Origin of the sequence: Pantoea eucrina (assembly GCF_002095385.1) — a bacterium.
Lineage (GTDB): Bacteria > Pseudomonadota > Gammaproteobacteria > Enterobacterales > Enterobacteriaceae > Pantoea > Pantoea eucrina.
Map to the genome: position 1 here is coordinate 58546 of NZ_MIPP01000014.1, position 21745 is coordinate 80290.

General features: G+C 52.9%; 15 protein-coding genes and 2 pseudogenes. 11 read left to right on the forward strand and 6 right to left on the reverse strand.

Translation table 11 applies throughout. The features are described 5' to 3' along the window. Positions 1 to 8 precede the first annotated feature (8 nt). From HA43_RS08510 to HA43_RS08525, 3 genes are all read left to right on the forward strand, one after another. Positions 9 to 1430, forward strand: a complete 1422-nt coding sequence (locus HA43_RS08510; RefSeq protein ID WP_094111439.1) for a phage DNA ejection protein — start codon at positions 9 to 11, stop codon at positions 1428 to 1430. Beyond that, on the forward strand, positions 1430 to 3514 hold the full coding sequence (locus HA43_RS08515) for a DNA transfer protein (protein WP_094111440.1): 2085 nt from the start codon (positions 1430 to 1432) through the stop codon (positions 3512 to 3514). The genes HA43_RS08510 and HA43_RS08515 overlap by 1 nt, the downstream gene beginning before the upstream one ends. A gap of 321 nt (positions 3515 to 3835) precedes the next feature. Continuing rightward, positions 3836 to 5770 carry a phage tailspike protein gene (locus HA43_RS08525; protein WP_158086443.1) on the forward strand — a complete coding sequence of 645 codons (1935 nt, stop codon included), beginning with the start codon at positions 3836 to 3838 and terminating at the stop codon, positions 5768 to 5770. A 28-nt stretch (positions 5771 to 5798) separates the two neighbouring features. On the opposite strand, the gene HA43_RS08530 is transcribed toward HA43_RS08525, so the two are convergent. Then, positions 5799 to 7325: a hypothetical protein gene (locus tag HA43_RS08530; protein ID WP_094111443.1), complete on the reverse strand. Its 1527-nt coding sequence runs from the start codon at positions 7323 to 7325 to the stop codon at positions 5799 to 5801. Positions 7326 to 7808: 483 nt separating this feature from the next. Between HA43_RS08530 and HA43_RS08535 the strand changes: the two genes are divergently transcribed. The 3 genes from HA43_RS08535 to HA43_RS08545 all read left to right on the forward strand — a co-directional run bounded on the left by HA43_RS08535 (position 7809) and on the right by HA43_RS08545 (position 8888). Next, positions 7809 to 8048 carry a DNA polymerase V gene (locus HA43_RS08535; RefSeq protein WP_094111444.1) on the forward strand — a complete coding sequence of 80 codons (240 nt, stop codon included), beginning with the start codon at positions 7809 to 7811 and terminating at the stop codon, positions 8046 to 8048. After that, positions 8048 to 8371, forward strand: a complete 324-nt coding sequence (locus tag HA43_RS08540; protein WP_094111445.1) for a S24/S26 family peptidase — start codon at positions 8048 to 8050, stop codon at positions 8369 to 8371. The genes HA43_RS08535 and HA43_RS08540 overlap by 1 nt, the downstream gene beginning before the upstream one ends. A gap of 307 nt (positions 8372 to 8678) precedes the next feature. Further along, a complete protein-coding gene (locus HA43_RS08545; protein WP_094111446.1) occupies positions 8679 to 8888 on the forward strand; it encodes a hypothetical protein in 210 nt (69 codons plus the stop codon). A gap of 16 nt (positions 8889 to 8904) precedes the next feature. Here the strand turns inward: HA43_RS08545 and HA43_RS08550 are convergent, their stop codons facing one another. Together HA43_RS08550 and HA43_RS19355 are read right to left on the reverse strand one after the other, a co-directional pair. After that, positions 8905 to 10335, reverse strand: coding sequence for a flagellin (locus tag HA43_RS08550; RefSeq protein WP_094111451.1), 1431 nt, complete (start codon positions 10333 to 10335; stop codon positions 8905 to 8907). 108 nt (positions 10336 to 10443) lie between these two features. Beyond that, positions 10444 to 10802, reverse strand: a pseudogene (locus HA43_RS19355) (flagellin N-terminal helical domain-containing protein); the annotation flags it as partial. 900 nt (positions 10803 to 11702) lie between these two features. On the opposite strand from HA43_RS19355, the gene HA43_RS08560 reads away from it, so the two are divergent. The 4 genes from HA43_RS08560 (at position 11703) to HA43_RS08575 (ending at position 16632) form a co-directional block, all read left to right on the forward strand. Next, positions 11703 to 12683 (forward strand): glycosyltransferase family 2 protein, encoded by a 981-nt coding sequence (locus HA43_RS08560; protein ID WP_094111447.1) that lies wholly within the window; start codon positions 11703 to 11705, stop codon positions 12681 to 12683. 11 nt (positions 12684 to 12694) lie between these two features. Beyond that, positions 12695 to 14002, forward strand: a complete 1308-nt coding sequence (locus HA43_RS08565; RefSeq protein WP_094111448.1) for a flippase — start codon at positions 12695 to 12697, stop codon at positions 14000 to 14002. Continuing rightward, entirely contained in the window at positions 13999 to 14994 is a 996-nt protein-coding gene (locus tag HA43_RS08570) for a glycosyltransferase family 2 protein (protein WP_071668494.1), read from the forward strand. The genes HA43_RS08565 and HA43_RS08570 overlap by 4 nt, the downstream gene beginning before the upstream one ends. Positions 14995 to 15345: 351 nt before the next feature. Next, entirely contained in the window at positions 15346 to 16632 is a 1287-nt protein-coding gene (locus tag HA43_RS08575; RefSeq protein WP_094111452.1) for an HAAAP family serine/threonine permease, read from the forward strand. 41 nt (positions 16633 to 16673) lie between these two features. Here the strand turns inward: HA43_RS08575 and HA43_RS08580 are convergent, their stop codons facing one another. The 3 genes and pseudogenes from HA43_RS08580 to dbpA form a co-directional block, all read right to left on the reverse strand. Next, the gene (locus HA43_RS08580; RefSeq protein ID WP_094111449.1) at positions 16674 to 18230 is read right to left on the reverse strand and encodes a methyl-accepting chemotaxis protein; all 1557 of its coding nucleotides are present in this window, start codon (positions 18228 to 18230) and stop codon (positions 16674 to 16676) included. 310 nt (positions 18231 to 18540) lie between these two features. Next, on the reverse strand, positions 18541 to 19503 hold the full coding sequence (locus HA43_RS08585) for a chemotaxis protein (protein ID WP_039382912.1): 963 nt from the start codon (positions 19501 to 19503) through the stop codon (positions 18541 to 18543). A 141-nt stretch (positions 19504 to 19644) separates the two neighbouring features. Continuing rightward, a pseudogene (gene dbpA / locus HA43_RS08590) lies at positions 19645 to 21023 on the reverse strand (ATP-dependent RNA helicase DbpA). Between the two features lie 370 nt (positions 21024 to 21393). On the opposite strand from dbpA, the gene HA43_RS08595 reads away from it, so the two are divergent. Next, positions 21394 to 21591 carry a hypothetical protein gene (locus tag HA43_RS08595; protein ID WP_039382914.1) on the forward strand — a complete coding sequence of 66 codons (198 nt, stop codon included), beginning with the start codon at positions 21394 to 21396 and terminating at the stop codon, positions 21589 to 21591. Positions 21592 to 21745 lie beyond the last annotated feature (154 nt).

Genomic DNA, 21745 nt, shown 5'->3' on the forward strand with positions numbered 1-21745 from the left:
GGGTGAGTATGGCACTTTCACAGTCATGGAATGGTGGCGGGCTTCTAGCCGGAATTGGTGGTGCAAACATGAATGCACCACAGGCGAATGACGTAAACGCCACGCTGGCACTCATCCGGGATAACAACGCTCAGCAGGCCAGCGGCGCTAACAACATGGGACTGCAGGCGCTGCAGGGTCTTGGCGGTGTGGCTCAGGCCTATCAGCAGTCAGCTTTGGCAGAAGGACAGAAAGCATTCAACCAGGCGCACGCTCAGGCTTGGGCGACGGGTGACACCTCTCTTTTACGCCAGTTTGCGCTGCAGAACCCGGCATTTGTGGAGAAAGCACAGCAGGCAGTGGGGCACCTGAATGACCAGCAGAGGGCTGATATTGGCTCACTGGCGGCCGGTATGCGTGTCTCTCTGTCTCAGGGACCGGAGGCGTTCAGCAAGTTTGTGAACTCTAACGGCTCAGCACTTCAGCGTGTAGGAGCCGATCCGGGTACTGTTCTGCAGATGGGCGTAACTGACCCGCAGCAGGCGCAGCAGTTCGTTGACACTCTCGGCATGTCATCCCTGGGTGGAAAGGATTATTTCGACGCAGTAGATAAGCAACAGGGCCGCAAAATTGACGTTGGTAAGCTGCAGGAAACCATCCGCAGTAACCAGGCTGGAGAGGCTATTCAGGTAAGAGGGCAGGATGTATCAGCCGCCACTGCCCGCCGAGGCCAGGATATTACCGCCCGTGGACAGGATATCGCAGCTGCAACATCACGGCGCGGTCAGGATATGGCTCAGGAGCGTTACAACAGAACCGCAGGCGGTACTGGTTCACGTTCTGTCCAGCTTGCTGACGGTCGTAGCGTCACAGTGAGCGGCAAGGTGCACGGATCGGGAGCGAATGCATTTTATGAGGGCGTGGACAATGACGGTAATGTGATCCGCGTTCCCACATCATCAATCTCAGCGCCCGCCACATCTGCAGCAAGCGCTCAAAACTACGCCATGGCGAAAGACCTGGGTGCAATCCTTAACGCGCCTCCTGAAAAACTTAACTTCATGACAGGAGTTACCGGCAGCAATGGGTCTCCTTCGTGGGGTGCAGAGGTACGTAGTCGGGTGGGAGGCGCAGAGCAGCGTCAGTTGTTCAATGCCACACAGCGAATTCAGGGCAAGATGCGAAACCAGGGGATTGCGTCTGCAAGGGACATGGGTGCATCAGGCATAAATACCGTAGCCGAAGCCAAAATGTACTTTCAGGGAATGCCTCAGGTTGATTACTCAAGCCCTGATGCTATGCAGCAGTCACTGCGAGACATCCAGCGGTATACGGACCAGTACAATAGCCAGTACAGCGTAAACGTAGGTTCGCAGGGGCAGCAGCAGCCCGCCGCTACACAGGGCAGCGTGTACACCTCCAAATCAGGCATTCAGTTTAAGGTGAAATGATGCAAGTTGAAGCCAACGGCAAAACCTTTGAATTCCCTGACGGCACCAGCAATGAGGATATCGGCAGCGCTATTGACGAGTATTTTACTGGCGCTGCTGTTGCCCCAGCTCAGACGCCCGCACAGGCACAACAAACGCAGCAGCCTGCCGCACAGCAGGGGAGCAACCCGCTTGAGCAAGCAGCCCGCGGGCTGGTAAACGTACCATTCGACGTGCTGCAGGGTGGCGCCAGCCTGATTAACAGCGTGAGCGAAAAGCTGGGCGGCCCAAAGCTGCTCGATGACGTATACCGCCCGGTAGATCGCCCGACAGACCAGTATGCTCAGGCAGGCGAAACCATTGGCGGCTATATGCTGCCAATAGGTGGAACAGCAAAGGCATTGGGGGCAGCTGCTGAGGCGGTGCCGGCAATATCTGCTGCAGGTAATATGGCTCTCGGTTCGCTGGCAGATGCGTCGAATCAGCAGGGTGATTTTATCGAAAACGCCGCGAAGAATGCCGCTATTAACCTTGGTGCTCAGGGCGCACTGTCTGGTGTGGCAAAACTGATTTCTCCGGCTGCACCTCAGTCCCTTGGTGGTGCCGCAATCGAGTCAGCCAATGATGTCTCGCGGCTGGCAAGAAGCAGTAACGGCAGGGCAGAGATTGCTTCTCAGGCAAGCGGTATTACTGATGATGTTGCCGGCGCGGCGAGTGAGGCAGGGCTGGATATCAACCTGCTGACACCGGGCATGCGTTCTGGTAGTAGGGGCATATCGCAGGCAGAGGGTGCGATTTCATCAACCCCCGGCGTAGTGCAGGATGCTCACCAGGCAGCTTTTAATGAGATCGCATCCAGATTCAATAACAGCCTGGATGAGCTGGGTGCAGCTGCCGGCAATGCATCCGAGAAAAGTGCGGCAATCAAGAGCCGGGTAGTCAGCCATCTGGACGAAATGCGCAATGCTGAAAGGTCGGCATGGGACGATGTCACGTCTACGATGCCAAATGTTAAGGCAAAAATGCCTAACGGCAACGCAGTGATTCAGGGCGAGCGTTCTGCAGGTGTGCCGCTCAGCCCGGAGATGAAGCAGTTCCTGCAGGCCAACAATCAGGGCGGTGTGACGTTCGATGGAATGAAAGCATGGCGGGCGAAGTTTGCTGATGCTGAGCAGAAATATATCCGCAGCGGTGAGGCGAATGCAGCACGTCGCGCCGGCGAGGTAAGGCGTGCTATCACGGAAGATATGAAGGCGATGGCGGGGAGTGGCGGGTTTCTGGATGACTGGACCAAAGCTAACGACCTTTCTAAAGCACGCATATCTGCTCAGAGTGATGCGGAGTCTGTATTCGGTCGCGACTTGGCTACTGATTCGCTGATCGCAAATGGCGTTAAGGCGCTGAGAGCGTCGTCAGAGAAAGGTCTGTCAGGACCATCAGGATTTCATACGATCGTCTCCTCATTGCCACGCGGGGAAAGGGTTCCGGCTATCTCCTCAATGCTGCAGGATGCGATATCGCACGGCGTCAGGGGCGGTAAGTCAGATGTGGCCGGGATTAATCACATTGCCAGCATACTCACACCGCAGAACGTCAATGCAATCGAACGGTACTCGCCGGAGCTTGGGCGCATAGCAAAAGCCTACGGCACACTGGCGCGCGCCGCTGTCAGGCCGCAGCAGTATGTGGAGCGCACCGGCAGAACGGCAAATGTCCTGAAAGACCTTGATTCCGGCATATCCGGTGTAACGCAGACCGTCCTGAACGCGGTGGCAAACTCAACTGCGGGTGCCGTTGTAGGCGGCGCAGGTGGGGGAATTGTCGGCGCGATGACAGGCGCAGTAGCTGGTGCTGGCCTCAAGGGGGCAGTGGCAAAGATATCGTCCACACGAAGCGGCCGATATGCGATCGAAAAGGCGATTAATGAGGCGACTAAGGCGGCAAGGTCTGGCTACGGCCAGGCGGCAAGAGACGCTGCAGAGCGCCGCTTTCTGGCAGACAGGAAAGCGGTTGCTGCAATCAGAGACGCTGTAGGTATAGAGGACTTCAACCGCCTGATGGCTGCCGGAATCGTGGCAACATTAAGCGGGGAAAAGTCGGAATAACTGTCATGTAGGCGCTATCACGGCTTCTTATAACTCTTAATTAGTTTGAGAATTTCAGTCCAAGCGATGATGCATATTATCGCTGCGCACAGAAACGCTAAGCCTCTTGTATCTCCATCTATTCCATCGCTTGTGAAGAAGCCTATAAACAGCATCATTGTGCAAAATACTACTGCCTTCATTGCTGAAATGAAGTTGTCTTTCATAAATATCTCCAGTTATGCGAATTATTAATGACTATGAAGGATGACTAAATCCTGATTAGAAAAACAAATACACCCTCGGCAAATGCCGGGGCTTTTTTATGCCCGGAGCAAACCAATGGCAGATACCACTACCAATGTCGTAGTCGCAAGCGCTTTACAGATTTTCACCGCCAGCCGATCATTCAAGGCGCTGGCTAATGGGAAAATTTTCATCGGAATCCCCGACACTGATCCTACCCTGCCGGGCAATCAGAAAACAGTTTTTGTGCACAACGAAAATGGCGATGCTTTACCTGTAGCGCAGCCTATCGTAATTAATGCCGGGGGACATGCCGTTTACGCAGGGCAACCAATTCGCAAGCTTACCACTGAAGGCAACTTCAGCATGGCGATTTATGATGCCTATGGAGCGCTAGAGTTCTATTTTGACGATATGTCTAAATATGACTCAGATGTCCTGCTAGGCCTACTCACCGGAAGTGGAGGTGCTTCTATAATTGGCAACGGCAATGATACTCTCAACCATTATTTGCCGCATACGCCAGAAGAGTTTCTCGTTAATGATATCGACCTTGCTTTAGCCTCAAGCCTTTCTGCAACCGCATCCGACGGGCGCAAAACCATTGTCGCAGGCGACAGGACCCTGAATAGTACTGTAACCATCCCGCAGAAAGGATATTTAAATGTCAGCGGTACGCTGCAGTCCTTGCAGTCACTTAATCTGCCGGCCATTGCTATGGACAGCAACAGCACCCTGAGCGGCGCAAAGATTCTTACACCTAACCGCGCTTTAGCCATTCGCGTGGATGGTAAAAGCAACGTAGAAATCTCAGGCGTAAAAGCTAAAGGCACCTTTGTTACTAACGATGAAAATTTCGCTTATGGTGTCGATATTCTTAATAGCACGGATGTTTATGTTAAGGATGTGCAGGCAGAAGGCTACACAGGTGGCTTATCGTTCAGCGAATCAAAACGTGTGATGGCGGATGGCCTTAATTTCTCAGGTATGAAATTCCACCCATCATTGGGTGCTGGCGATTATGGCGTTTTATACGGCAATAACAAAAACGGCATCATCAGCCGTCTTTTCTATAAGGCCTCCGCTGATGGTTACGGGCGCCACGGTTTTTACATGGCAGGACATGATGGGTCCGTAAACACCGTCCTCAATGGTGCCGTATTTGATTATTCTGAGCAGCCTGCGGGTATTCAGCCTCCCGGCGCAATCAATATACGTAAAAACGACCGAGCGGTTTATGCAAACATCGTCATAGACGGAACCGGCATTACAGGTATTACGGAAAACGGATATATTTCCACTCAGATATTCAACGGCATAATGGTTAACCAGGTTAAGCGTGGGTCGGCTATTGCCTACGGTATAAACCTTGGAGAGAGCACCGGCGCACTACGAGTAAGGAACTGTGTTTTTTCTGCGTACATAGTGACTATAGCCTTAGCTTATGGCGTCACAGACCCGCTTTGCTATGGGGTCGTCGTCTCCGGTAGCGATAATAAGTATAATGGTTACACTCGCATTCCTAACCTTGGCTACCCATACCTTGTGCAGAACGGCGCTACAGACTGCCTCATAGAAGGGTGCCTTGATACCGCTGAAGCATCTGGCGGTCAGGCTTTTATTATTTTTGCCGGTTCTGCGAGCCGAATTACGATCAAGGGCTGCTCAACACGCCGCCCCTGGTTCCGGTCAGGAAATCTTAACAGCGTCACAGACCTTACTGTAGACTTCCCACGCAGCACGTCATGTTCAATAAACTCAGGCACACCTACCTATGCAGATCCTTACGAGCTGGTGTCAGGTACCACGGTAGGCAATTCCAACATCGTGGTCTCATTTAAGGGACATGTAACCCAGGCTGCAGTAGATAACGCCGTCGCATCGTTCTTTAAATCAAGCACATTGGTTCAGCCTGTTATCACCTCTCGGGCTAACAAATCTATGGTTATAGAATTTTACTCACTAACCAATGGGGCATTAGTAAATCCGTCAACAACTGCAGTAGGATTTACATTAACTATCAACCAGTAAAAATTAAGGCCCCAAAAGGGGCCTTTTTCTATCTAAACATTTTCAGCTTATGATTATATACGTAAAGGGTAATGTTGTTGTAATCCAGAATTTCATCAGGCTCGCCAAAAGACTTTCTCGCCTTAATCATGCACTCTTCCTTATCTGGGCAAACATAACCTTTAGAAAAAGCAATAAACTGCCTGTCTGGAGTTCTTGATTGTATACCCTTATCATACCAGAATCGCATAGTCTGAGGTCTGGCATAGACAGCGTTTATACCATGCTCTTTATCATTTGCTGCAGGTACAACCAGAATCCTTCCGCCTGATACCCAGTTTATCTCCATTGAGTTATACCAGAACTCACCATATCCATACGTCAGGTTATTTCTGTCCAGAAATGTTATGTACTTCTGAAAGTCATCAAATTTCCTAAAATCACTTATTCTTCCAGATTGATAAGAGTAAAGGCTTGTTGCTATAAGCATCCCAATAACTAAATAGCCTGCTTTCCTCAAAATTCCCGTGGTTGATATCAAAACAACAGCGACAGCACAAGGAAGGATGTTAACAAAGTATCTGACAGAGCTTGGTTTGAAAAGGTTGTTAATCAGAATGTATGATGATGCTATCCCAAGAATCGATAGCGCAAGGGCAATTACCGCATATGACGCACTGTTCATCTTTATGATTGAGCGAACCGCAACATAAATTAATAATGCAACCCATAAAGAAAATGACGCCACCCATGCAATTTCATTTTGAACAAAGAATATGTTCAATGTTTGCCCTATAAGCAAAACAAGAAATTTGAAGTTAGTAATCATTTCATCAAATGACACAATTGCCATTTGTTGTATCTCGATGTTCAGGAACTTTTGTATGACATGCAGGTATCCAATTACAAATACAAACATGTAAGCTAAAGCATGCAGGAATCCTGCTCTGCTTCTGTATGCGAGCAAAGATTCGGTAATTATTATCGGTATCAAGAAGCTAGGTGCGAACCACATATCTGATGATATTGTGAAAAGGCAGATGAAGGCAGATAGAAGGGTTAGGAAGTAGCGTCTGTAATTAATATTTAATATATAGATCAGTAGCGCAATTGCACCCCAGGCATTTGTAGAGTTATGCGCAAATGGGTGGGCTATAAAACCATGCGTGTACATTATTTCCGGCATAAATACAATGGAAAATACGCATGCTACGAATGCAGCCCGGGTTGATGTCTTTTCTACTATTGATGCGAAGCCATAGCAAACCATAAAGCAAAAGATGGCGGTTGCAAATATTAAAACACCTGGCCCGTCGCTTTGAGTGATCCAAAATAATAGAAAATGCAGCGGGTATACGCTTAAGTACCAGCTGTCAGGGGTAGGTCTCCACGTTGCCAGTGTATACGATAGCGTGTAGTCGTTAATGTTTCGCCAAACAAGTGCGCTATTTGCAAAATCAGCGTTAACAGTGTATTTGAAATATCTTTCAACCAGAAAGTATATGCAAGCAAATGCAGTGAAAAGTATCAGGAGCCTGATTACGCTCCACCTCTTAGAATCGATGCTTTCTAACATGTCAATACCTTGATTTTTTACTGTAAAAGGTCTGTTTTTGGCCTCATTGCGGCCACTGCTAATGCCAGGGCCTCTAATGAACAGGTTGTGTTCCGGAAATGGGGCCGATGCGCCCGAATTTTCCAAGCGACATTATCAGGCAACCGGAGGCATCCCCGTCATGCGCAGGAGTGATGTAAAAAGTTTGAGCATAAGATCCATCTTAAGTTAAGGATTAACCAATCTTATACATCGTGAAACAGACTGCAACCCTTTAAGATAAATCGCATAAAAAAGCCCCGGCGACGGGGCAATCCTGAACCGCGCCGATCTGAGCGGGCTACGGGTGGGAGCCTAAACAGTAACCACTCACGCCGGTCGCAGCAAATAAATATCCATACCAGCCAACAGGTTCGCAAAAGACATGCATGGCGCATCTTGATCAGATCCACCGATCGATACTACTGTATCTATATACAGTTATTATCAGAGGAGGATTTTACCATGCCACGCGAGTACCAGATCAAAGAAGCATTCATCAGTTCCATCAAGCGCGAGCCATCAGGCCGCAGTACCGTTACCACTGCCGATTTCGTAGAAGAGCTGGAGCGCGTTAACTGGCACTTCACGCTTAAGCAAGCCAACGACTGGATACGGAGCCACACGACCACCTTCCGCGACGCCTCAACACAGGAGGGCGAGAATATGACGTGGTTCCGGTTCAACCCTAACGGTGGCCTCTGATGGGATTCCCTTCACCGGCGCAGGACTATATAGAGCCGCGACTCAGCCTTAACTCAGTGTTCATACCCAACCCGGCTACAACGTTCCGTGTTGATATCCCGGACGGCTTCCTGCTGGTTGACTCAGCTGCGAAGGTAAAGCCCGGCAACCGGATTGCATATCAGTGGAACGGCTATTCAGGTCTGGGAAAGATGTATCGCAACAGCCTGGTGACAGAAGAGGGTGAGGTGATAGAAGGTGAGCCGCTGAACGATGTCATCGTGCTGGGTAAAGTGACATGCGAGGTGCGGCACGTTTATGACGACTGCAGGCCGACTATATAGGTGAGACAGATTTGGGACATGCAAAGGGTTGAACCGGTTTCCAAGCCTTTGCATGTTTTCGCATCGTGGGACGTGTGAGCGCGGTAAGATGCGGTAAGTTGTTGTGTTAAATGATGGTTCTTAGAATTCGTAATGCGAAGGTCGCAGGTTCGACTCCTGTTTCCGGCACCAGTTAATTCCATCTCTTATAGATTATTTTTTCTTCCCCTTTCAGCATCTGCATAACACAGCCTCCGGCAGACCCCAGCTGGACGTATTCTCATCCGTTGACCAGACTTAGCGTTCCCCCCGAAAAGGAGAATGCGCAATGAGTACCCGATACAAAGTGACCTATGAACATCAGGATGGCGACGTTAAAAAGCGCGAAGAGGTGATACTGGAGAGCGAAAATGAGCCTTCAGATGAAGAGGCGCATGAAGCGGTGCTGCAGGCTCTTGCGATGATGAAAACTCCCGGCACCGGCGTAGATGGCGTGGCGAAGTTCGATATTATCAGTATCGCCCCGGCTGACGAGTAAAAGGGGCGGTTGCCCCTTACCCCTGCAGCAGCTTAAGCACCTGCTGCGGTTCCTGCTGCGCCTTTGCCAGCACGGAGTTACCGGCCTGCTGCAGAATTTGCTGACGCGCCATCGCTGACACTTCCTGCGCATAGTCAGCGTCTTCAATACGCGAGCGGGCTGTTGCGTAATCGGTTGTGCTCTGGCTCTGCAGCCGCTGCGCCGACTCCAGCCGGTTGGCAATCGCACCCAGCTGGCTGCGCCGGCTGTCAATCAGCGCCAGGGCGCGATCCAGCGTTGCCAGCGGATCGTCCGGGTGCTTCAGGCGGATCTCATCGCCCATCTCTGAAACACGCATCGTCGTCAGATTGGTTGAGGCATCAGTGGTTGAAGAGATGCCCGCCTGAAAATAGATCTGAATATCACCGGTGCCCTGCAGCGTTTTCAGCATGATACTGCCGCTGCTGTCGTGGGTCACAAAGGTCGCTGTTTTATCAATGCCGGTATCCGGCGCGTCCATATAGTAGTTGCCGTCAGCGTCCAGTCGCAGCACGTCGCTGGCGCTCTGGCCTGAGACGTCGGTATAGCGCAACTCAACGTTTGCCGGGTCCAGCGTGACGTAAGCCGTACCGGTTACGCTGTTTACGCTGCTAAAACTGTTGATAGCGCTGCTGCTGACCGCGCTGATAGCCAGCGAGCTGCTGCCGTTCTCGTCAGTATGTGCGGCCACCGCTGCGTTAAAATATTGATAATTACCGCCGCCGTTATCAACTTCCATCACGTACTGTGAACCGCTCTGCAGCAGCCGCGCATTACTCACGCTATTTCCGCTGGCATCCGTAAAGCTGAGCGTGGCGCTGCCGGTATTGATCGCCGGCGTCTGCGTCACAGCGGCTGGCAGGGTAGCAAAATCGGCGCTGCTTTTTGTCGGGGCGCTGGTGACCTGCGCAATAACATTTCCGCTGCTGCCAAAGTCCAGCGTGGCAGCGTGATAGAGACCGCCTTGCTCAACATAATAGCTGCCGTTATCAACGGTCAGATGCGCGGCGGGCGTAGCGGCAAGCGCAGTGCCATCCGATTGCTGAAAATTAACGGCCGGAATAGCACGCGCCGCTATGGTGTTTACGCTGCTGTAGAGCGGGGCGGATGTGGCGCGGCTGATGGCCACCGTTCCGGCGGCGTTAGCGGTGTCCCAGCGGGCGCTTACCGCCGCCAGATAGTATACCGGCTTGCCGTCAGCGCCGGTGCTCTGCACATACTGCCGGTTATCCGCGCTGCTGCGCATCAGCTGCGGCGCACCTGACGAAGGCGTATAGGTCACAGTAATAGCCGGATTGGTGAAATTCATATTGGTGGCAAGGCCGGTCACGCGGTTAACCGGCGTCACTTTGCCGCTGATGCCACCAATCACCAGATCTTTCAATCCCAGCGCGCCGACGTTAAAGCCCGGCGCGGAAAGGTCCAGCATAATCTTTTCACGATCGTTGGCACCAACCTGGAAACCGATTTGTCCGGCGCTGCCGTCGAGCGTTTTGATGCCATTAAACGCAGCCGTGCTGTTCAGACGGTCGATCTCTTTCAGGTTAAGGTTAATCTCTCCCTGAATGGAGTCGGCGTCACTCTGCGAAAGGGTACCGTTCAGTCCCTGTACCGCCAGCTGCCGGATCCGCTGAACGCGGTTATTGATCTCATCCAGAGCGCCGGCAGTGGTATTTACCAGCGACAGCCCATCGCCTGCGTTGCGCTGCGCCTGCTGCAAACCGCGCTGCTGACTCTGCATCCGGTTGGCTATCGCCTGCCTGCCGCATCATCACTTGCGCTATTGATACGCATCCCGGAAGAGAGATTACGTATCGCTGTTCCCAGCGCTGACTGGCTTTTGTTTGTGTTCTGCACCGCGTTGAGGGCAGAAAGGTTGGTTTGCAGGAAAATCATTTACTGGCTCACCGGTTGTTCTGTTGATAGCGTTATCGGCAGAAAGTGATTTTATTTTAACCATTATTTGACCTAAGTCGCTGTAGCGCTGCGGTGCTGTGATTTACAGCGGAATCGCGATCTTTTTTTACTGATATTAATCCTGGTGACCTTTACGCGTTTATCTTATCAGTCAGCGTAATATTCCTTTATTAAAGCTAATCAATCTGCATTTTAATTAATGACAGGATCGCTGCGTAAATTCTGTTTTCCTGGCCTCCCCATTGACCCTGGCTTGTTCAGCGGAGAGAATGCCGTTTAAAGTTTTGAAACAGATCGCATTTTAAGGGCCTGAAGCCCATTGCAGTATGGCTGCGATAGCCATACTGGATTAACGCCTCCTGCTTCTCACGCGGCGCAACAGACGCAGCGGAATAATAAAAGAGCAGGGCGCACAGCACATATCATTAATGTTGCCACACGTTACGTTAAGGCCGCTGAAAAGTCGGTAAAACGATTTGCGCGACGTCGCGCCGCAGAGTGCGGCAGGTCAGTCGCTGATAACTTATTGATAAAGAATGATGTCCAGCTGAAGCTAACGCTAAAGCCGCCACTCTTTGTCCGCCATCCAGCCGGATTGCAGGGTGAATCGCAGGCAGCTGCGCGTCGTCAGCGGTATGCATCTACAAACGAATAATAAATAGTTCTGGCGTGCAGCGCTGGCGAAATTCTTATTATTACATTGAGTATTCATTTATTTAATTAGCGGAATTCCTTACTGAGGAAACTCCGAAAAAAATCCGGAATACAGTTAAGCCGGACGCAGGAATATGCCATCAGGCACGCGCGTTATCTGAACGGCAATGTTTAACGCCGCTGCGTTCGCCTTATTAATACTGACAAAACGAGTTCTGAGGTCTCATGCAAAATCCCGTAAACGACGTGTTACTGAGCGTCATTGTGCCGGTGTATAACGCGGCTGCTTATCTGGAAAGAAGCATTAATAGTCTGCTGCAGCAGACGGAAATGCGCTTTGAAGCGATTTTTATCAATGATGGCTCAACGGATACGTCGCAGGCCATTCTTGAGCGGTTTGCGCACCATCCGCAGTTTCACATCATTGAACAGTCCAATATGGGCGTCTCTGCGGCACGTAATCAGGGGCTGCGCAGCGCACGCGGTAAATTTATCTGTTTTTTAGACGCTGATGATTTTTTGCCGCACGACGCCTTTGCCACCTGGGCTGGGCTGATGCAGGAAAATATCGGCATGTGTATCGGCGAGTCGCAGCATTTTACGCCTGCCGGTGAGCCGCTGGATCAGCCTGCCAACCGTGACGCATCGCGGCAGATGAGCGCGGCGGCAGCGGTCAACGACGTGCTCTATTTCCATCCCCGTCACGGCATCTGCGACAAGGTATTTCGCGCGGACGTTATCCGGCAGCATCAGCTGCGCTTTAACGAGGAGATCTTCAACTTCGAAGATCTGCTGTTTGTGATGAACTACCTCTATCTGCTGCAGAACCTGCAGGTAATCGTCACCGAACGCGTGGTCTACCACTACGTAAAGTCGGACAACTCCGCCACCCGTTCGGCGCTGCGGGAAAAACACTTCTCCTTTGCGCGTTCGTTTGGCCGGATGAAGGCGTTTATGACCCGGCAGCACCATCGCTACTACTACCATCTCGTGCTCAAGGTCACCTCTTCCTATATCAGCAAAGGGCTCAACAGCCGTGAATTCAGCGGTGCCTTTATTGAAGATTATATCGCGCTGTATCGCCGCAGTTTCCGCGCTTATCTCTCGTCCGGCCCGATGCTGAATCCCTGGAGCCTCTATTTCACCCTCTTTTTTGTCAGCCCGCGCGGCGTTTCACAGCTGCGCCGCCTGGCGCGTAAAGCGTAAGGGGAACCGGAATGAAAGAGAAACTCAGAAACTCAATGTGGATGATCGCTGAAAAGCTGATCGCCGTGTTTGGCCTGATTTTTGTGACCTCTTACGTCGCCAAATATGTCGGCCCGACCACCTTCGGCATTATCTCACTCTCAATGCTGATTTTTCAGTTTTTGCAGAGCATCGCGGTAATGGGCAGCGATGTCATATTGCTGAAGCGCATTGCGCAGAATCACCGTTCGGGTATTCGTCTGATGATGGCTGCCGGCCTGCTGGTGCTGGGCGTCTACAGCGTCCTGGCAATCAGCGGCATGCTGATCATGAAAGCGGAGTGGAGCCCGGATGCGGTGGTCTTTATCTGTGCCGCTGCGCTGGCCTGCCTTTTCTCGGCGCTCGATCTGGTTAACATCTACAACGAGGCGATGCTCAATGCCCGTCTCAATGTGATCGCTAACGTTATCGGGCTGGCGATCAGCCTCTCGGTGCGATTCCTTATCTCCTGGCTGGAGCTGGATCCGCACTACCTGGCGATCCCGATTGTGCTCGCCACCTTTATTCCGTTTGTCATTAAGCTCGCGCTCTTTACGCGCCAGCACCGCCATGAACCGCTGCCGGCACTGCGTCAGCTGAAGCAATATTCGCGCTATATGGTGGCATCAGGCATGTCGCTGGTGATCTCGGCCATTGCGGTCGGCATCTATACGCGCGTCAACCAGGTAAGCGTCTCTTACTTCCTCGGCGTAAAAGAGGCGGGCATTTTCTCTGTGGCGCTGACGCTCTCCACGGCGTGGGTATTTTTACCGGCCGCGCTGCTGGCGTCGTTTTATCCCGCTTTCTTTGCCGAGCGCAACCGCGAGCGGGCGATCGTTAAAGCGCAGCAGCTGCATCTGCTGGTGATTGGCGTCTCCGCGCTGGTGATTGTGGCGATCTGGCTGCTGGCAGGCTGGTTTATTGGCCATTTTTATGGTGCTGCCTATCTGGATGCGGTAGCCCCGACGCTGTTGCTGAGCGTGGGCGCGATGTGCGGTGTGCTGAGCAGCGTGATGGACCGCTTCATTGTGAAATATAACGGCTACCGCTTCCTGATCAAAAAGACCTTCGCGGTGCTGGTTATCTGCCTGATCTCTTCACTGCTGCTGGTGCCGCATTACGGCCTGACCGGTGCCGCACTGAGCGTGGTGATCACCGAATTCGTCTCCTTCTCCCTGCTTAATTATTTTTTCACCGCGCAACCCGTGGCGCGGATCCACCAGGTTTTTTTCAACCCCAGAAAGCTATGGCAGTTATTTAGCAATTACAAAACCTCAGACAGCAAAGAGAGTTTATCATGAATGACAATCCGCTCTTCAGTATCATCATTCCCGTTTATAACTCACAAAATACCATCCGGCGCACGCTGCTGAGCGTTTTGAACCAGACGTTCAGCAGTTATGAAGTGGTGGTGGTTAACGACGGCAGCCGCGATAACAGCGCGCAGATTCTGTCTGAGTTTGCCTGTTATCCGCAGATAACCGTGCTGGAGCAGATCAACGCTGGCGTCAGCGCTGCGCGCAATACCGGGCTGTTAAAGGCGCGTGGCGACTACGTGCTCTTCCTGGACGCCGACGACTGGGTCGATGACAATTTCCTGATGAGTTTTAAGCAGAATCTCAACGCCTGGCCGGCTGAAACCGTAGACCTGATGGTTGGCCACCTGAATGACGATCGCATTGGCAAGGTTTCGCAGGCGGGCTTTTTCAGCCAGCACGATATCCCTTATGTGCTGGGCGAGCTGGAGATCAGCGACAACATCGGCTATCTGCATAATAAATGCTACCGCCGGGAAATTATTGAATCCCTGAACCTGCGTTTTCTTGAGGGGATCTCAATGAGTGAAGATCTGCTGTTTAACCTGAAATATTTTAGCTGCATCAGCAACTTCCTGATTACGCCTAACGCGGCCTATCACTATGAAGATACCAGCGGCTCGCTCTCCAAGCAGAAGGTACAGTACAGTGAATTAAAGGTGCGTAAGCAGTCGCTGACCGCGCTGTATGACACCATCGTCGATAAATATCAGGCCAGCGAGCTAGATCACTTCCTGAAAGGGATCTCAAAGCGCGTGCTGGCGCTGGATATGCAGATTGTCACTGCGATGTATCACGCGTCCTTTTCACCGGCAGATATCGCAACAGAAATAGAACAGATAAAGCGCGGAAAATACTCGAAAGGTATTTTCACGCTGCTGAATAAAAATGAAAAACTGAAGTACATGATTATGAATCTGAACTCACTCACAGCGTACTATTTCCTCTATGCGTTATACAGAATGCGCGCATTCTGATCCCTGACCCTCCCGGCGTTGCCCTCCGATCTCTGTCTCTGGCAGAAGAGGGCAGCAGCCGGGAGAGACCGCTGCTTTTACTCACCCGTTACTACCTTCACTTGCACAATTTTTGTGACTCAGGTCAAATAACGTTAGGCAATCGATTGCGCGCCGGTTTTGTGCATTTTTAAAGCATAAATTTACCAGCCTGCGCATTTTTGCTGCTTTTGTGACGCGTATCTTGCGTTGTGACCCCCGCACGGTGACAAAAACGTATAGCATGAGCGCGATTAAACGGCAGCCCGCAGCGGCTGACCGTGAACAGAGAGCCGGAAACCGGCTGCAATGATGATGATTCTGGAGAGAGTGATGAACAACTCACAAACCAGCACGCTGGCAACCGCCAGAGCGGCCAGGGGCTGGAGCAAGAGTGACACGGTGTGGATGCTGGGTCTGTATGGTACGGCGATTGGTGCCGGAGTGCTGTTTCTGCCGATTAACGCCGGCGCGGGCGGGCTGCTGCCGCTGCTGATCATGGCCCTGCTGGCGTTCCCGATGACCTTCTATGCGCACCGCGCGCTGACCCGTTTCGTCCTCTCGGGTAAAAATCCGGGCGAAGATATCACTGACGTGGTGGAAGAGCACTTTGGCAGCGGGGCGGGCAAAATCATCACGCTGCTCTACTTTTTTGCTATCTATCCCATTCTGCTGATGTACAGCGTGGCCATCACCAATACCGTAGACAGTTTTATTGTGCATCAGCTTGGCCTGGTGTCGCCGCCGCGCGCGCTGCTGTCGCTGCTGCTGATTAGCGGCATGATGATTATCGTGCGCTTCGGCGAGCAGATGATCGTGAAGGCGATGAGTATTCTGGTCTTTCCGTTTGTTGCCGTCCTGATGCTGCTGGCCGCCTGGCTGGTTCCGCACTGGCACGGCGCCGCGCTGCAGACGCTGTCGTTTAGCGAGGCAACGGGCAGCGGCAATCTGTGGATGACGCTGTGGCTGGCCATTCCGGTGATGGTTTTTTCATTTAACCATTCGCCGATTATCTCGTCTTTTGCCGTCGCAAAACGCGACGAATATGGCGCCGGTGCGGAAAAACGCTGCTCGCGCATACTGGCCAGCGCGCATCTGATGATGGTGGTCACGGTGATGTTTTTTGTGTTCAGCTGCGTGCTGAGCCTGTCGCCAGCCGACCTGCAGGCGGCCAAAGCGCAGAACATTACCATTCTTTCTTATCTGGCTAACCATTTTCAGGTGCCGATGATCGCCTGGCTGGGTCCGATTGTCGCGATGGTGGCGATCACGAAATCGTTCCTGGGTCACTACCTGGGGGCGCGCGAAGGCTTTAACGGCATCGTCACCAAATCGCTGCGCAGCCGGGGTAAAGCGATCGCGCCGCAGAAGCTGAACCGGCTGACCACGCTGTTTATGCTGCTGACCACCTGGCTGGTGGCCACGCTGAACCCCAGTATTCTTGGCATGATTGAAACGCTGGGCGGGCCGGTTATCGCGGCAATCCTGTTTTTGATGCCGATGTATGCGATTCAGAAAGTGCCGGCAATGCGCCAGTACAGCGGGAAAATCAGCAACCTCTTTGTGGTGATTATCGGAGTGCTGGCGATCTCTTCTGTCGCCTGGTCGCTGTTCAACTGACCGCAGCCGGGTCGCCGTCACCGGCGGCCCGGCCGTGGGCATTACGCCAGCGCGGTTTTAAACACGCTCATCGACTGCGCCAGCCGATCGGCCTGCTCCTGCAGCGCCTGCGAGGCGGCAGATGCTTCCTGCACCAGCGAGGCATTCTGCTGCGTCACCGCTTCCATCTGCGTAATAGCCTGATTAATCTCACCAATGCCGCTGCTCTGTTCGCTGCTGGCAATGGTAATTTCGCTCATAATCTCAGCCACGCTCTGCACGCTGCTGACGACTTCACTTATGGTAGATCCGGCGTGCGTCACCAGGCGGCTGCCTTCATCAACTTTGGTCACGGAATCTTCAATCAGGACTTTAATCTCTTTAGCGGCAGAGGCGGAGCGCTGGGCCAGGTTACGCACTTCCGATGCCACCACGGCAAAGCCGCGTCCCTGTTCGCCGGCACGCGCTGCCTCAACGGCGGCGTTAAGCGACAGAATATTGGTCTGGAAAGCGATAGAGTCGATGACGCTGATAATATCGACAATCTTCTTCGAGGAGTAAGTAATCGCCTCCATTTTATCAATAACCTGCTCCATCACCACGCCACCCTCTTTAGCCACCTCAGAGGTTTTTGAGACCAGCGAGTTTGCTTCGCGCGCGTTATCGGCGTTGTGCTTCACAGTCGCGGTCATCTGCTCCATCGCGGAAGCGGTCTCTTCCAGCGAGCTCGCCTGCTGCTCGGTGCGCGAAGAGAGATCGATATTGCCGCTGGAGATCTGATTAGAGGCGACGGCGATGGTATCGGAGCCGGCGCGCACGTTAGAGACGATGGTCATCAGATTGTCGTTCATGGTCTGCAGCGCCTGCATCAGCACGCCGGTTTCATCTTTACTGCGTACCGTTATGCGCGAGCTGAGATCGCCGGCGGCCACTTTGCTGGCGACGGCGACGGCTTCATTAAGCGGACGCACGATAGAGCGGGTCAGCAGCAGGCCCAGCAGCGCGGCGGCGGCGATGGCGATAGCCGTGAAAATCACCGAAACCTGAATCGCCGTGGTGCCATCTTTGATAATGCCTACTCCCTCCTGATGCAGCTGGCTGGCCTGAGAGTCGGCAAAAGCGGCCGCGCTGAGCAAAAAGGTGTTTTGCGTCTGGGTGATCTTCTTCAGCACGTAGTTGCTGGCTTCATCTGTCTTGCCGTCCCGCACCAGCGCCAGCACATCATTTTTTTGCTGTTCAAACAGTTTGCTGGCGGCAAGTAATCCGGCAATTTTCTTTTTACCTACCGGCGTAACCTGAATGGCCTCAATTTTTTTCATCGCGCTGTTGGTCTGCGCCGTCGCATCCGCAAGCTGAGCAAAGCGTTTAACGTTATTTTCCGGTCGGGTGGTATCAATCACGATACCGCGCAGATATTTTATCTGGTCATTCACGCCATCGCGCACGTCGAAGCCGAGGCGAACCTTAACAAAACGATCTTCTACAATGGAGGTAATGCCGGTTTTAATATTGCTGATTTTCAGCCACGACGTAACGCCCACCACCATTAACAGGGCCACGACCAGGCCAAAGGCGATGCCCAGGCGTACCCCGACTTTCATATTCTTGATGCTCAACATTGGTTCTCCCTGTTTGCCAGAAATCAGACAGTAATAGGATGCGTCAGCAAATGATTAATTTGCTGCGAAAGACTGTTTTTAAAAGAAAAATGGAAATCTGTCTGCGCAGGTTATCCCTGAAAACGCCAGCGCAGGCGCAACAGTTATCGGTAACTAATATATTTACTTTAATTTTTGCGCGCGGCAGCGAAGATCGGTTAGCAGTACTAAATGATGGTAAATAAGCGGTACTGTTTCAGGGCGGAAGGAATAGCCGCAATAAAAAAGGCGCGATAGTCGCGCCTTAAAGGGAAGGGGGAACAGGACGGATTTAGCGCTGTTTTTCCAGCACGCTGAAAATGGCACTGGAGAGCTCATTGATCTCGAATTTTGCCACATAACCATCGGCGCCCACTTTACGCACGTGATCTTCATTGGCGCTGCCGGAAAGCGAAGAGTGGATGACGACCGGTATATGGCGCAGTGTGTCATCACGCTTGATATTACGCGTCAGCGTGAAGCCATCCATCTCCGGCATCTCCAGATCGGTCAGAACCAGGGCGATTTTATCGTGAATCGATTCGCCGCTGGCCTGCGCTTCTTTCTTCATTTCGTTGATTTTTATCCACGCTTCCAGGCCGGTATTGTGCATCAGGGCCGGAATACCCATGCTTTTCAGTCCCTGTTCGAGCAGCTGGCGGGCCACTTTAGAATCTTCCGCCACGATAGCGACTGCGCCCGGCTTCAGGTTAAAGTTTTTCGCGGTCTTAGCGTCAGGCTCAACGCCGCGCACCGAAGGAATAATGTCATAGAGGATCTGCTCTACGTCGAGTACCAGCGCCAGATTGTTGCTTTCGCCATCGCTGTCAAGACAGGCGATACTGGTGATATTGCGGCTGCTGATCCCCGCTTCTGCGGTATGCACCTGACTCCAGTCGAGACGCACAATATTCTCTACCGACTCCACCGCGAACGCCTGGGTACTGCGCGCATATTCGGTAACCAGCAGCAGATTCAGACCGGTTTCCGGCTTGCAGCCGGTTACGGCCGGCAGATCGATAACCGGAATAAACTGCCCCCGGATACTGGCCATACCCAGCAGCGGCGAGTTCATACCGGCCGCGCGCGTAATCGCCGGCATCGGCACAATTTCGCGCAGCTTGAACACGTTGATGCCATACAGCTCAGATTTGCCTTTCAGCCGATCGGAACCCAGCCGAAACAGCAGCAGTTCAAATTTGTTGGACAGCGCCAGGTTTGCGCGTTCGTCGATCTCTTTCTGAAAATTATCCATCATGGCCTCGGGACAGAATCTGGGCGGAGCAGGGAGAGGGCGGAAGTGCCATGATTAACTTATCGGCAGGGCGCGCGAAAAATGAAGGGAGAAGGGGAAGATTTAGCGCAAGGGCGCGATCGCCCTCACGCTATGGCCATACTATTTCAGGAGAATCGCGCGCACGCTTTTCCCTTTGATTTTGCCCTCTTTGAGCCTGATCAGCGCTTTTTTCGCCTGCGCTGCCGCAATAGCGACATAGGCGTGCGATGGTGTCAGGTCAATTTTACCGATCTGATCGGCGCTGAAGCCCGCTTCACCGGTCAGCGCGCCCAGGATATCACCCGGACGAATTTTTGCTTTGCGTCCGCCATCAATACAGAGCGTCATCATGGCCGCAGGCAGCGCCTGTGCCGCTCTGCCTTTTAAGGTAGCGGCCGCACCCAGTTAAGCTTCTGCTGCAGGTAATCCTCCAGCGCATGGGCGCGAGCCATGCCGTCAGGTGCCACAAAGCTCACCGCGAGCCCTTTTTCACCCGCTCGCCCGGTGCGACCAATGCGGTGCAGGTGCACTTCCGGGTCCCACGCCAGCTCAAGGTTGACGACCAGCGCCAGCGATTTGATATCCAGACCGCGTGCGGCTACGTCGGTGGCGATCAGGACGCGGCTGCTGCCGTTGGCAAAGCGGATCAGCACGCGCTCACGATCGCGCTGCTCCAGATCGCCATGCAGCGCCAGCGCGCTGATATCGCGATCGTTCAGCGCAGCGGCAATATCATCGCACTCGCGTTTGGTGTTGCAGAACACCACGCAGGAGGCGGGCTGGTGCTGACTCAGCAGGGCGCACAGCAGGTTAACGCGCTCGCCTGCGCTCGCTTCGATAAACTGCTGCTCAATCGCAGGCAGCTCCGCTTCGGTTTCCGTTGCAACCGCCAGCGCGTCGCGCTGAAAGCGCTGGCTCAGGCTGGCAATGGTGTCAGGCCAGGTGGCGGAGAAAAGCAGCGTCTGCCGTGCCGCGGGCGTGAAGCCAATAATCGCTTCCATATCGTCGCGGAAACCCATCTCCAGCATGCGGTCGGCTTCGTCGAGCACCAGCGTCTGCAGCTGGCTGAGATCGAGATTGTCGCGCTTAAGGTGATCCAGCAGTCGGCCTGGCGTGCCGACGACGATGTGCGGGGCATGCACCAGCGAATCGCGCTGTGCGCTCATCGGCTGGCCGCCACACAGCGTGAGAATTTTAATATTGCGCGTAAAACGTGCCAGCTGACGCAGCACATTGCTGACCTGTTCAGCCAGTTCACGCGTCGGGCAGAGCACCAGCGCCTGGGTATGAAACTGGCTGTTGTCGATACGATTAAGCAGGCCGATACCGAACGCAGCGGTTTTGCCGCTGCCGGTCTTCGCCTGCGCACGTACATCGCGGCCGGCAAGTATGGCGGGAAGCGACGCTGCCTGGATAGGCGTCATCGCATCAAAGCCCATATCGCGCAGGTTGTCGAGCTGGCTGGCGGGCAGTTGCGTCAGGGTTGAAAAAGCAGTCACAAAGATGTCTCAGATAGGAGGGAAGATAACGCGGCCAGTCTGGCAGAAAGCCACGCGGGCAGCAACGGTAATTCGCCTGATGCATACGGCCGGAGAGAGAACAAAAGCCTGTCCCGCACCAGGGGGCTTATTGTTGCAAAGTTTTAATAAGTTATTATCCGTAACGATCCTTTGGCGTATAAAAATCACTCAGCAAATAAGGAGATTAACGCTTTTAGTGCATTTTTCAGCGGCAATTTAAGATAAATTTCCCCCGGGTCAGGCTTATATATTACGCAGCATAAGGAAATTCTTATTAAAAACCCTTGTTGTTCTGATCTATATTGAGCGCGCCATTTGGCGAACGAATTTACTTCAGAGGTCAATTTCATTGAGTCATAGTCTCCAGGGACATAGCGAAGACATTCTGAAAATCGTCGGCCGCGCCGTATTAACGCTGCACCTTCATGGAGAAGCTTTATCCTCTGATAAAGTCAGCTCAATGATCGCCTGTTATGCGGAAGAAGAGCCAGTCAGTGACGATGATCATCAGCGCCTCTACGCGCTGGCAATTCAGATGTTGTCGTAAAACGCTATGCAGCGGCGGGTGTCGCCGGTTAGTAAGACAAAAGCCTCCAGCCGGAGGCTTTTTTGTTTTTGGGCTGGGCGCTAAGCGGCGCGGTGCTGTGCGCGGCACCGGAGGGGTTCCGCCCGCCAGGCTTCTGGCAGTTTCAGCGGCACCT